General features: G+C 63.7%; 9 protein-coding genes. 4 read left to right on the forward strand and 5 right to left on the reverse strand.

Annotated features, from left to right (window positions below):
• Nucleotides 1–88: 88 nt before the first annotated feature.
• Complete coding sequence (locus I6F38_RS14885) at nucleotides 89–1,087, reverse strand: NAD(P)H-quinone oxidoreductase (RefSeq protein WP_225160865.1); 999 nt, start codon at nucleotides 1,085–1,087, stop codon at nucleotides 89–91.
• A gap of 69 nt (nucleotides 1,088–1,156) precedes the next feature.
• Nucleotides 1,157–2,836: a methionine--tRNA ligase gene (gene metG / locus I6F38_RS14890; protein ID WP_225160866.1), complete on the reverse strand. Its 1,680-nt coding sequence runs from the start codon at nucleotides 2,834–2,836 to the stop codon at nucleotides 1,157–1,159.
• Nucleotides 2,837–3,109: 273 nt separating this feature from the next.
• Between metG and I6F38_RS14895 the strand changes: the two genes are divergently transcribed.
• A complete protein-coding gene (locus I6F38_RS14895) occupies nucleotides 3,110–3,301 on the forward strand; it encodes a DUF1192 domain-containing protein (protein ID WP_028340278.1) in 192 nt (63 codons plus the stop codon).
• A gap of 574 nt (nucleotides 3,302–3,875) precedes the next feature.
• Nucleotides 3,876–4,388, forward strand: coding sequence for a DUF1465 family protein (locus tag I6F38_RS14900; protein WP_028333674.1), 513 nt, complete (start codon nucleotides 3,876–3,878; stop codon nucleotides 4,386–4,388).
• Between the two features lie 13 nt (nucleotides 4,389–4,401).
• Here the strand turns inward: I6F38_RS14900 and I6F38_RS14905 are convergent, their stop codons facing one another.
• Complete coding sequence (locus I6F38_RS14905; RefSeq protein ID WP_225160867.1) at nucleotides 4,402–5,916, reverse strand: PLP-dependent aminotransferase family protein; 1,515 nt, start codon at nucleotides 5,914–5,916, stop codon at nucleotides 4,402–4,404.
• A gap of 121 nt (nucleotides 5,917–6,037) precedes the next feature.
• Here I6F38_RS14905 and I6F38_RS14910 point away from each other — a divergent pair, with 121 nt between their 5' ends.
• Both I6F38_RS14910 and I6F38_RS14915 read left to right on the forward strand, forming a co-directional pair.
• Complete coding sequence (locus I6F38_RS14910) at nucleotides 6,038–6,664, forward strand: FMN-binding negative transcriptional regulator (protein WP_225160868.1); 627 nt, start codon at nucleotides 6,038–6,040, stop codon at nucleotides 6,662–6,664.
• Between the two features lie 160 nt (nucleotides 6,665–6,824).
• Entirely contained in the window at nucleotides 6,825–7,442 is a 618-nt protein-coding gene (locus I6F38_RS14915) for a LysE family translocator (protein WP_225160869.1), read from the forward strand.
• Between the two features lie 86 nt (nucleotides 7,443–7,528).
• Here the strand turns inward: I6F38_RS14915 and I6F38_RS14920 are convergent, their stop codons facing one another.
• Both I6F38_RS14920 and rpmE read right to left on the reverse strand, forming a co-directional pair.
• On the reverse strand, nucleotides 7,529–10,072 hold the full coding sequence (locus I6F38_RS14920) for an MASE1 domain-containing protein (RefSeq protein ID WP_225160870.1): 2,544 nt from the start codon (nucleotides 10,070–10,072) through the stop codon (nucleotides 7,529–7,531).
• Between the two features lie 1,574 nt (nucleotides 10,073–11,646).
• The gene (gene rpmE, locus I6F38_RS14925; RefSeq protein WP_016845230.1) at nucleotides 11,647–11,874 is read right to left on the reverse strand and encodes a 50S ribosomal protein L31; all 228 of its coding nucleotides are present in this window, start codon (nucleotides 11,872–11,874) and stop codon (nucleotides 11,647–11,649) included.
• Nucleotides 11,875–12,045 lie beyond the last annotated feature (171 nt).

The raw sequence follows: 12,045 nt of genomic DNA on the forward strand, positions 1-12,045 counted from the left end.
ACCCGGCGACCGGCCCGGCGGTGGCGCGATAAATGACACGAAAGCGAAGGGAATCAAAGGGTTTCCGCCCCTGCTTCCGTCGCGAGGGTTAAACCGCCAACACAATTTTGCCAATATGTTCGCTGGTCTCCATGCGCCGGTGCGCGTCGGCGGCCTTTTCCAGCGGGAATGTGCTGTCCATCAGCGGTTTGACGCGGCCTTCGCGCAGCAACGGCAGCACCTTTACCTCGATCGCCGCGACCATCGCCGCCTTGTCCGCATTACTACGGGGGCGCAGGGTCGAGCCGGTGTGGTGCAGCCGCTTGACCATCAGCTTGGCAAAATTGGCCGTGGCCTTCGGTGTTCCCGATAGGAACGCGATCTGGACGATGCGGCCCTCGACCGCGGCGGCGTCGTAGTTCCGGTCGATATAGTCGCCGCCCACCATGTCGAGGATGACATTGGCGCCGTTGCCGCCGGTGGCCTTCTTCACCGCCTCGACGAAATCCTCGGTCTTGTAATTGACCGCGTGATCGGCGCCGAGCTTGAGGCAGGCATCGGCCTTGTCCTGCGAGCCGACGGTGACGATCACCTTGGCGCCGAACGCCTTGGCAAGCTGGATCGCCATCGTGCCGATGCCCGACGAGCCGCCGTGGATCAGCAGCGTCTCCCCGGCCTGCAGCGCGCCGCGCTCGAACACATTGTGCCAGACGGTCATCAGCGTTTCCGGAATCGCGCCGGCTTCCTGCATCGACAGCGAGGGCGGCACGGTCATCGCCTGCGCGTCCTGCGCGATGCAATATTGCGCGTAGCCGCCGCCGGCGACCAGCGACATCACCTTGTCGCCGATCTTGTGCTCTGCGCCTTCGCCGAGCGCGACCACTTCGCCCGCGATTTCGAGGCCGGGCAGGTCGCTGGCGCCGGGCGGCGGCGGATAGGAGCCGGAGCGCTGCGCGACGTCGGGACGATTGACGCCGGCGGCCGCGACCTTGACCAAAATCTCGCCGGCCTTCGGCGCCGGCACCGCGCGGGTCTCCGGCACCAGCACCTCAGGGCCACCCGGCTTGCTGATGGCAACGACGGTCATTTGCGCGGGCAGATTTGGCATGGCTGGTCCCTGGTCAGTGGAGAGGATTGGCGGATGGCATACCGCCTTTTCCACCGAAGCGAAACGCCATTAAGCCCCGAACCGCGCCGTGAGCTGGCTGGCTCTCTCAGGCGTGATCTTCTCGACCAGCGGGCCGAGCCTTGCGACCGGCGTGCCCGCGCCACGATCGAGCAGCGGAACGAGTGGGCCAGTGGGCCAGCGCGGTACGGCATCGCTCTGACCGAGCGCGCCGAGCACGCGCGCCGCGAGGTGAGGCACGATGCTCCACGCCAGCGTGGCGCTGAGCGCGACAAGATTGAGCCCGGTGCGGGTGATGACTGCCGCGCGTGCCGGATCGGACTTGATCGCTGTCCAGGGTGCCGCGTGTTGCAGATAAGCGTTCGCGGTGTCCCAGATCGCGCGGGTCGTGGCCGCCGCTGCGCGAAATTCCAGCGCCGTGTGATGGCGGTGCAGCGCTGCGATGCGCTGCTCCAGTTCAAGCGCGAGTTGTCGCTCGGCATCGCCGGGAGCGCCACCATCCGGGATGCGGCCATCGAAGGCGCGATGCGCGAAGCTGATGATGCGGTTGGCGAGATTGCCGAAGATGTCGGCGAGATCCTTGTTCACGTCGGCGACGAATCTGGCGACGCCAAAATCGGTGTCGGCGCTTTCGGGCGCGTTGGCGATCAGCCACCAGCGCCAAAGATCGGCAGGCAATTCCTCCAGCGCCGCATCGGTGAAGACGCCGCGCTTCCTGCTGGTCGAGAACTTGCCGCCCTCGTAATTCAGCCAGTGGAATCCCTTGATCACATCGGCGGTCTTCCACGGTTCACCCGAGCCGATCAGCGTCGCCGGAAAGCTCACGGTGTGGAACGGGATGTTGTCCTTGCCGAGAAACTGGATGTAGCTCACGTCATCGGCCTGCCACCACCATTGCCGCCAGTCGCGGCCTGGCGCGGCGTCGGCCCATTCCTGCGTCGCCGCGATGTAGCCGATCGGCGCGTCGAACCAGACATAGAACACCTTGCCGTCGAAGCCGTCGCGCGGCACCGCGATGCCCCAGGCGAGGTCGCGCGTGATGCAGCGGTCGCGCAATTCCGCATTGAGCCAGCCCTTCGCGGTCGACACCACGAAGGGCGGCCACCCGGTGCGGCTGTCGATCCATGCGCCGATGCTGTCGACCAGCTGCGACTGGCGCAGATAGAGATGGCGGCTGTCGCGGATCTCGAGCGCGCGGTCGCCTGACAGCGCCGAGCGGGGATCGATGAGGTCCGGCGGGTCGAGCAGCGTGCCGCAATGGTCGCATTGATCGCCGCGCGCGCCGGCGTCGCCGCAATGCGGACAGGTGCCGAGCACGTAGCGGTCTGGCAGGAAGCGCCGGTCGGCCGGCGAGAACACCTGTCGGGAGGTGCGTGCTTCGATCAGCCCGGCGTCATCGAGCCGGCGACAGAAGTGCTGCGTCAGCGCATGGTGGTACGGCGAGCTGGTGCGGCCGAAATGATCGAACGACAGACCGAAGCGCCGGTAGATGTCGGCCTGGATGGCGTGCTGCGCGGCGCAGAACGCGCGGACGTCCTGTCCGGCCTCGATGGCGCCGAGCTCGGCCGGTGTGCCGTGCTCGTCGGTCGCGCAGATGAAGAGCACGTCGCAGCCGGTCTGCCGGCGGAAGCGGGCGTGGACGTCGGCGGGCAGCAGCGAGCCGACGAGGTTGCCGAGATGCTTGACGCCGTTGACGTAGGGCAGCGCGCTGGTGATGAGAATCTTGGTCATGGGTTAAGGTCTTTCGCGTTCGGTGATGCCGACCCCGCAAGAATCAAAGCGGAAAATCAAAAAGCCCTCCCGCATGATCGGAAGGGCTTGGGGTCGGCTCATGCCTCGCGCGCAGGCGCGCAACTATCCCGTCCGGTCAGACTCCTTGCGGTCGGGCCGGGGCATTCGCGTCAGATGTTGCGCGCACACGAAAGTCACTGCAAAATTCTCCTCTGGACGGATATCTATCATCGCTGGGCGCAGGGCGCCAGATCAGCATCGCGGGGAAGACACATGCCGATTGAGGATGAGGACCGGCCGCGGAAGAAAATCAGCCACGAGATCGGACAGGATCTCTCGCTGCTGTCGGTCGAGGAGTTGACCGAGCGCATCGCGCTGCTCACGACCGAAGTCGATCGCCTGAAAGAGGCGATGACAAAGAAGCGCGCGTCGAAGGATGCCGCGAACGCGTTCTTCAAGTCGTAGCGCGGCGATCTCATTGCTGTCGTAGCCCGGATGAAGCGCAGCGCAATCCGGGGCAGTGTTATCCGCGGATGGGCGTTTCCCGGATTTCGCTGCGCTCCATCCGGGCTACGCGGCTCCACCTCCCCTTGAAAAGGGGAGGTCGCTTTGCTCGCCAGAGCAAAGCGGGTGGGGATCAGCTCTCTCCACATACGCCGTCGCCTGCGGTTGACCCCCATCCCGACCTTCCCCCTTTCAGGGGGAAGGAGAAGAGGCCCGTCCCAAACTAGGTCAATGGCCGACATGGCAAACAAAGTGTCAAGAAATCCGTTCATTTACGATCGGTTAAGCTTTCTCGATTATGACTGCATTGTCCTCGTTTGGACACCGAGTGGCTCCTGTCCACTCTGTTTGACGCCTCCCTGTTATCAACTTCAAAGCCGCCGGAAACGGCGGCTCTTTTTTGTGCGTCCTAGCGGCTGGAAACCATAAATCCGGTTGCGGCTGGACTCTTCGGCGCGCCCGCGCAATGATTTGTTCATCATAAGCTGGCGCGTCAGATGCCAGCGGGCGTTACGGTGGTGTGAGGGCGTTAACCATGGCCGATCGTTCCCAGAGCGAAGCCGGGCTTGTGCTGTTCAGTGAACGGCTGACCAATTCTGCGGCATTCGGCGTGCTGTTCCGGGAAGGCATGGATCTGGTCGAGCAGACCGCCGCCTATCTCGACGGCGACGGACGTGCCGAGGCCAAGGCGCTCGAACGGTCCGTGAGCCTGACCTATGCCACCGAAAGCATGCGCCTGACCACGCGGCTGATGCAGCTCGCCTCCTGGCTGCTGCTGCATCGCGCGGTCAAGGAAGGCGAGATGACGCTGACCCAGGCCAATCGCGAAAAGACCAAGGTGAAGCTGTCGGCCGCCGATCCCGGCCCGGCCGACATGGTGACCAAGCTGCCCGAGCAATTGCAGCAGCTGATCGCCCGTTCGATGGATCTGCAGGCGCGCGTCCGCCGCCTCGACACCACGATCCACGCGCCGGCGCCGGATCGATCGACCATCGGCAACCCGCTGGTGCCGCAGCTCAACCGCCTCAAGGCGGCGTTCGAGCAGTAATCCGGGCAGCAAATCAGTGTGACGCGTCCGCGCGGCGTGACTTGGTCCGCCGCGGCGACGTGTGCGGATCGATTGCGCGTCGTAGCCTGATCGCCGCCGCCTCCAGCGCCTCCGGTTCGAACCCGCCGAAGCCGAGCATCAGGCCGGCGCGCGGTGCGGCCTTGTACATCGGCGAAATCGGCCGCACGACGATGCCGGCGGCAAGCGCTGATTTTGCCAGTTGCACATCGTCGAGGCCGTGGGGCAGCCACAACAACAGATGCATGCCCTGGTCGCACGGCTGCAGCGTGACGTCACCAGGCATGTGACGCGTCAGCGCCGCGATCAGCGTCGCACGCCGCGCGGCGTAGACGCCGCGAATGCGCCTGATATGCGCCTCGAACAGCCCCTCGCGCATATAGGCCGCTAGCACATGCTGATCGGTGGTCGGCGAATGCCGGTCGAGCAGCGCCCGCGCGCCGGCGAAAGCGTCGATCAGCGGCGAAGGCGCCACGATGTAGCCGAGCCGCAGCGAGGGAAACAGCACCTTGCTCAGCGTGCCGAGATAAATCACCCGCGACGGCGCGAGGCCCTGCATCGACGGGAACGGATGACCGGCATAGCGCAGCTCGCTGTCGTAATCGTCCTCGACGATCCAGGCATTGCGCAGCTGCGCCCACGCCACCAGCGCATTGCGGCGGGCCATGCTCATCGGCATACCCAGCGGATATTGATGCGACGGCGTCACGAAAGCCGCGCGTGCGTGCGGGCACGCGGCGATCGCGGCATCGACGTCGATGCCTTGCGCATCGACGCCAACGCGCGTGGTGAAGAGATCGAGATCGTCGAGCACGGCGGTCATGCCGGGATAGGCGGGATCCTCGGCCCAGACACGATCGCCTGACGACAGCAGCACGCGGCCGGCGAGATAGAGGCCTTGCTGGGTGCCGGCCGTGATCACGACCTGCTCGGGCTCGCAATGCACCGCGCGGGATTTGCGCACATAGTCGGCGATCGCCTGCCGCAGCTCGATCAGGCCGCGCGGATCGCCATAGCTCGCAGGTGCCGCCGCGCGCGATGCGCGTACGCGGTTGCCGAGGCGGCGCCAATGGTCGTCGGGCGCGACCGCGCCGCCGGGGACCGCGATCGCAAACGGGATTTCCGGCATCGGCGTGAAGGCCGCCGCCACTTTGGCAAGCCGCGCCGCGCGCGGCGGCAACTGGATCGGCACTGATTTGTTCGGCTTGCGATTGACCTCGGCGGGCCGTGCCTGCTCGGCAAGCGTCGGCGCGACGCGGGTGCCGGCACCGACCTGCGATTCCAGATAGCCCTCGGCCAGCAACTGCTCGAAGGCTTCCGTGACCGTGCCGCGCGCAACGCCGAGCGAGGCCGACAGTGCGCGCGTCGACGGCAGGAATTCCCCGGCCTTCAGTTCGCCGCTCGCAATCGCGGCGCGCAGGGCCTGCGCGATCTGGCGCCCGACCTGTCCGGCGGCGCGGTCGACGGCGCGGAGCGAAGGGATGCTGATCGTGGTGCGCAGGCGGGGCATAGTGGACCAATCAAGATGATCGAAAGTGGCTCTTATCATAGGCCACTTCAGCGCTATGGTGCGAGCCGCAATTGATGAGGCCTGCCAGAGGTCCGCCAAGGGGTTTGCCAAGAGGTCTGCAATGTACCTGCCGCCGCATTTCAAGATGGATGAGCTCGGTCCGATCCACGCCGCGATGCGGGCCTCGAAGCTTGCGACGTTGGTCACCGCAACCGCCGATGGCCTGATCGGCACGCCGCTGCCGCTGATCCTCAATGAGAACGAGGGCGACTACGGCACGCTGTACGGTCACGTCGCGCGGCCCAATCCGCAGTGGAGGCTGCCGGCGGTCGGCGAAGCGATGGCGATCTTCATGGGGCCCGACGCCTATGTGACGCCGTCCTGGTACGTGACCAAGGCCGAGCACGGCAAGGTGGTGCCGACCTGGAATTACGTTGCCGTCCATGCCTATGGTGCGGCCGAGTTCTTCGAGGATGCCGAGCGCCTGCTCGACGTCGTGACCCGGTTGACCGAGCTGCACGAGAAGTCGCGCCAGGAGGCCTGGCAGGTCAGCGATGCGCCTGACGATTTCATCAAGGCGCAGCTGCGCGGCATCGTCGGCTTCCGGATGCCGATCACGCGGATCGACGCCAAGAAGAAGATGAGCCAGAACCGCAAGCCCGAGGATCGCGCCGGCGTCATCGTGGGTCTTGGCGCCAGCGACAATCCGGTCGACCGCGAGGTCGCGGTGATGATCCCGGCGCATTAGAGTGCTCTAAATCAAAATGCAGCCTGTCATTGCGAGGAGCGACAGCGACGAAGCAATCCATCCATCGGCATATGCGGGCAGATGGATTGCTTCGCTTCGCTCGCAATGACGGCGGAGGAAGTTGCGCCCGCTCAACCCCTTCAGAGATTGACGCCCGCACATGGAATTGTACCTCGCCTTCGCGATCACGACCGCAACCTTCGCGCTGATCCCGGGCCCCGCCATGCTGTACGCCGCGGCCCGCACTTTAGCGGGCGGCAGGCGCGCGGGGCTGATGGCCTCGCTCGGGCTGCATCTCGGCGGCTACGTCCATGTCGTCGCCGCGGCCGCCGGCCTCGCTCTGCTGTTTCATGCGGTGCCGCCGCTGTTCATGGCGATGAAGCTTGCCGGCGCGGCCTATCTGGTCTGGCTCGGGCTGTCGCTGTTCCGCGACCGCGACAATGCAAAGCGCCCCACACTTGGGCCGCTCTCCGCGGAGCGCGCCTTCGCGCAAAGCATCGTCGTCGAGGTGCTCAATCCGAAGACGGCGATCTTCTTCCTGGCGTTCCTGCCGCAATTCGTCGATGCGTCGGCCGGCCTGCCAGTCTGGGCCCAGCTGTTCCTGCTCGGCACAACGGTAAATCTGACCTTCTCGGCGGTCGACATCGTCTGCGTGTTCTTCGCCAGCGCCGTGATGTCGAAGCTGCAGCGCTCGAAGCGGTCGCAGCGCATCATGCAGCGGATCGGCGGCAGCATCCTGGTCGCGCTTGGCGCGCGGCTGGCCTTCCAGGATCGCTAGCAGCAGTCATGTCCATCAGCGGCGATGGTGCGGATCAACGCTTCGCCAAGCTGCGCGACGAGCTGCTTCTGCAATGGCGCGACCGGTCAATTTCTGCGCGAGGCTTCAGTCGTGTTCGACGTCATGGGCGCGCCGGATGATCGTGGTGGTCGCGGCGGCGCAAGATCGTGGATAAAATCTCTCAGTGCGTCGGTATCGAACGGCTTGCGGAGTATTTTTAGACTTGGCGGAGCTGCTTTTGCGGCATCGCTGTAGCCGGTTGTAAGGGCGATCGGCAAACCGGGGTATCGCGACCGGACTTCTCTCGCGAGCCCGACGCCATCGATGGTCCCGGGCATGACGATATCGCTGAAGACGAGATCGATCTTTGTACCGGCGTCGAGCAATTTCAGCGCCGCTTCGGCCGAATCTCGATAGATCGTGTCATAACCCAGATGCTCGAACAGCGAGGAAGTCACATCCGCCACCTCGGGGCTGTCGTCGACAACGAGAACCGTCTGCCGCTGCGGCTGCCTTGCTCTTGTTCTGGCAGCGGCCAGCTCTTTACTGGTGATCTGCTCGTCTGCGCAGGACGGCAAGTAGATTGTAATCGTTGTTCCCTGTCCAACCTTGCTGTCCGCCGTCACCGTTCCGCCGGCCTGGTGCGCGAAACCATAGACTTGGGACAAGCCGAGCCCGGTACCCTTGCCGACCTCTTTGGTCGTGAAAAACGGATCGAACATCTTGGACAGCAGGTTTGGCGGAATGCCGGTGCCGGTATCGCCAAGCGCGATCGCAAAGAAAGCCTTTGCGCGGCGATCGCCGCCGGTTTCCTGGTTCGCGGTCACCGCATGGACGGATAAGGTGAACGTGCCGCCGCTTGGCATTGCATCGCGCGCATTGACGGCGATGTTGACGATCGCAAGTTCCAGCTCGGCGAGGTCCACCTTGACCGACGCGACGCTCTCGCCGACGTTCTCATTGTACACGATGTTCCCGCGCAGCGAGCTCTCGATCATGGTCCGCATGTTCTTGATGGACGCATTCAGATCGACGACCGTCGGGCTGAGATGCTGATGACGAGAGAACGTCAACAATTGGCGCGTGAGGCTCTCGCCGCGTTTGGCCGCGGTCTGTATGGCTTCAATTGCCTTGGGCAGTTTTGGATCAAGCAGGCGTGTGAAGATCTGGGCACTGCCTCCGATGATCATCAATAGATTGTTGAAGTCGTGTGCAATTCCGCCGGTCAGCTTGCCGATTGCCTCCATCTTCTGCGACATCGCGAGCTGTTCGCGTGCCTGAACCAGCTTCTCCTCCGCGTCGCGTCGCTCGGTTGCGTCCCGCAGAATACTGATGAAGCCGATCAGATTTCCTGAGTCATCATGGCTCGACGAGACTGAGCCCGTGATGAAGAACGGCGTACCATTCTTTCTGATGCGCCAACCCTCTACGTCGTACTTGCCTCTTTCGATTGCCGTTTCCAGCGCGTGTGTCGGCGAACCCGCGCGGCGTTCATCCGGCCGATAGAATATTCCAAAATGCTTGCCGATGATTTCTTCCGAGGTGTAGCCGATGATCTTTTGAGCGGTGCTATTCCAACTCGTAACGTGTCCTTCTCTATCAAGCGCAAAAATCGCATAATCGACGACGCCTTCGATAAGGGTCTGGAAGTGCCGTCTGATGCTGTCGAGCGCCGAAGCGTTCCGTTCAAGTTGACCGTTCAACTGGTCCTGCACGGAAAGCAGATGGGCTTCCGTCGTCTGGCGCGTGGCAATTGCCGCAGCCAGGGCAAGAGGGGGCGCCGATACGCTGATCGAAAGCACGAGCAGTGACAACAGCGCTCCGTTCGGATCCGCTTTCGGAAATGGATCATGACCGAACGCGAACCCCCAAACTGCCATTCCAGTGAAAATGAGCGCAGCCGTAGCCGCGGTGCATCGATTGCCGCGCAGACCGGTCCAGATCAACGGGAGCAAAGCCAGAAAACCCAGCAGGCTGCGATGCGGCAACGGCACGTTGAGATCGTCGCTGACGAGGTCACTGCCGATGAGCGGGCTGTAGGCTACGATCCCAATGAGACCAGCGAGAGCGATAACTGCGATCGATTCCAACAGATCCCACCTGGAGGAAATCCGTAAGGGCATCATCGCCCAGAGCACGATGACCGGAGCAATCACCAGAGTCGCGGCTGCGTCGGCAAGCCACCAGGTCAACCCCGCGGCGACGGAATCGGGAAAGCTCGGTTCGTTGACGAAGATGGATCCGGCCAAGGCGGAGAATGAACTGATCATCGCGGTCGGCGCAAAGGAGATGCCTGCAAATTTTGCGACACCGGATGGCGTGGCAAACGTCTGGCAACCGTTCGACCAGCGTCCGATCAGCCATGTCCCGGCCAGTGCAGCAAGGAGCGTGCCGATCCCGGCGGCGGCAAACTCCAGGAGCGATCGGTCGGTCATCAGGTAAGGCGCGACGGCGCCCACCAGGATCGCCGGCCAGATCCGGTAGCCACGCAGCAGCATCAGCGCGAGCGCAACCCCCGTTGGCGGCCACAGCGGCGTCGCGGCTTGATTGATAGCGGGAAGCAAATGTGTGGAGGCCGCAAGGATCCCGTAGATCGCGGTGACGATAAAAAGTTCGATCGAGTAGGTCACAGCGCTCCGAGCATCGCCAAAAGCGAAAATCCCGGCCTTATCGAACCTTGCCCGTTCCATCACAAGCCTTTGCGGTGGGCCACGTCAAGAATGCGGTAGGGAACGACCTGGCACCCGGTTCCATGTCACTCGAAGGAGGGGGATCGTATTTTCTCCAAGTCGATGACCCTGCCAAACACTCAACGCAGTTTTGACCAAAGCATGGCCGCTGGATCGAGAGTAGGGGGCGCCAGCAACTTCTGAACAAGAGACCATGGGGCAGAACCGCTGACCTAACGGCGTGGGCCACAAAATCGATCCGATCCCACCGCGTGTCGGTGTCGTTCAAGTAACTGCTCCGGGTCAAAGGCGAATATCGGCAAGAGCCGTTCGAACGCAGCTATGGGCCGGGAGCAGACGCCGGAACGGTGCGAGCGGTCGGCGTTCTCTCGCCGTCATGTCGATGGCGAGACACCGCAGGTATTTCCTCAACCCTAGGTAGCCAAGCTCGGGATGTATGGTACCGTGCGCTCACCGGGACGGCATTTCCGTCCCGGATTTGGGAGGGCTATGTCATGAGATTGCCGTCGAGCCTTGTCGCGCCTTCAGCTGTCGCCGTGTTGTCAACTGTCTGGCTATGCGGCCCGGCAGCGTCGCAAACAGACCCCGCCAAGCCGCTTCCCTCCATCACGGTCGAGGCGCCGAAGCCGGTGGCAAGGCCAAATCGTCCGACGCAGGTGGTGACCACGGGGGCATCTCACCGGAGATCGAGAGCCACCCAGACGTCGTCGTCAACCGCTCGAGCGCCGTCGCCGGCGCCGGATTCAGTGCTAGGCAGGATTGCCGCGCTGGAGAAAGTCGCCAGCAATTGCAACGGTGGCTGCGAATCGAGCCTCCCGCATGGCAAGGACCCTTGGGTCGGGTGCAGCGAGTCGACGGGCGGACAAACCCACGGACCGTTCTCGTCGACGTGCCGAGACAACCTCACCTACAAATCCTACGTCGATTGCGTCGAGACCAAATGGTTCCTGGGCGAGTACCGAAACAGGGCCTGGTGGCTTTGCAGCAGCCTGCAGGCCGCGGGGAAGTTTAAGGTCGCCGAGCTCAAGCGACCGAAACGTCCACACTAGACCGTGACGAGATTGGGTCGAACAGCGACGGCACAGTGCTCCCTCTCCCCGTTCTTACGGGGTCGAGACAAGCGAAGCTTGCTCTTAGAGGGTTGGGGTGAGGGGCCGTTGCCGCATTCCGTGATCGCCGCGTTCGCGGAGATTCCCCCTCACCCGGAACGCATCTGACGATGCGTCATAGCCGAAGCTCCGCTTCGGCGTTCTTGAGAACGGCCGCAGAAGACGGCCTATGCCTCTCCCCGCACGCGGGGCGAGGTAAAGTGGTGTCCGCGGCTCGATGAAGCAAACCCATCACGCGCTAGACCGCTCGAACGATGTTGCAGGCCGCGCCATGCATGCGCGGTCGGCGTGGAGAGTGGGGCGGGCTGGTCCATCCAGCCGGTCCGGAGCGGCCCCCAAAAACAAAAACGCCCCCGAGACGGGGGCGTTTTGCGTGTGGTCGCCAGGGCGATCCCGAAGCGGACTTTAGTCCTTCTTGAGGAAGCCCGAAAACTTCTTCTGGAAGCGCGAGACGCGGCCGCCGCGGTCCATCAGCTGCTGGGTGCCGCCGGTCCAGGCCGGGTGCGACTTGGGGTCGATGTCGAGGTTCAGCGTGTCGCCTTCCTTGCCCCAGGTCGAGCGGGTCAGGTACTCGGTGCCGTCGGTCATGACGACCTTAATCGTATGATAATTCGGATGAATATCGGCTTTCATGACAGTTCCTTCGGCGCGCCGGCGCCCGTCTCAAGATGTCTGGAATACGGGATTTGCGCGGGTCTATAACCCATGGAGCCCGCCAAAACAAGCCAAGAAAGGGCCTAAGCCCATCACCGGATTGGGACTTTACCGGATTTGCCAGCCGGGGGGCGGCGGGCCTATGTGGGG

The sequence above is a fragment of the Bradyrhizobium sp. BRP56 genome, assembly GCF_020194035.1.
GTDB classification, from domain to species: domain Bacteria; phylum Pseudomonadota; class Alphaproteobacteria; order Rhizobiales; family Xanthobacteraceae; genus Bradyrhizobium; species Bradyrhizobium australafricanum.

Bases quoted from the DNA above. Each gene is read 5' to 3' on its own strand.
- I6F38_RS14885 (WP_225160865.1), bottom strand. From the start codon at position 1,087: ATGCCAAATCTGCCCGCGCAAATGACCGTCGTTGCCATCAGCAAGCCG.
- metG (WP_225160866.1), bottom strand. From the start codon at position 2,836: ATGACCAAGATTCTCATCACCAGCGCGCTGCCCTACGTCAACGGCGTC.
- I6F38_RS14895 (WP_028340278.1), top strand. From the start codon at position 3,110: ATGCCGATTGAGGATGAGGACCGGCCGCGGAAGAAAATCAGCCACGAG.
- I6F38_RS14900 (WP_028333674.1), top strand. From the start codon at position 3,876: ATGGCCGATCGTTCCCAGAGCGAAGCCGGGCTTGTGCTGTTCAGTGAA.
- I6F38_RS14905 (WP_225160867.1), bottom strand. From the start codon at position 5,916: ATGCCCCGCCTGCGCACCACGATCAGCATCCCTTCGCTCCGCGCCGTC.
- I6F38_RS14910 (WP_225160868.1), top strand. From the start codon at position 6,038: ATGTACCTGCCGCCGCATTTCAAGATGGATGAGCTCGGTCCGATCCAC.
- I6F38_RS14915 (WP_225160869.1), top strand. From the start codon at position 6,825: ATGGAATTGTACCTCGCCTTCGCGATCACGACCGCAACCTTCGCGCTG.
- rpmE (WP_016845230.1), bottom strand. From the start codon at position 11,874: ATGAAAGCCGATATTCATCCGAATTATCATACGATTAAGGTCGTCATG.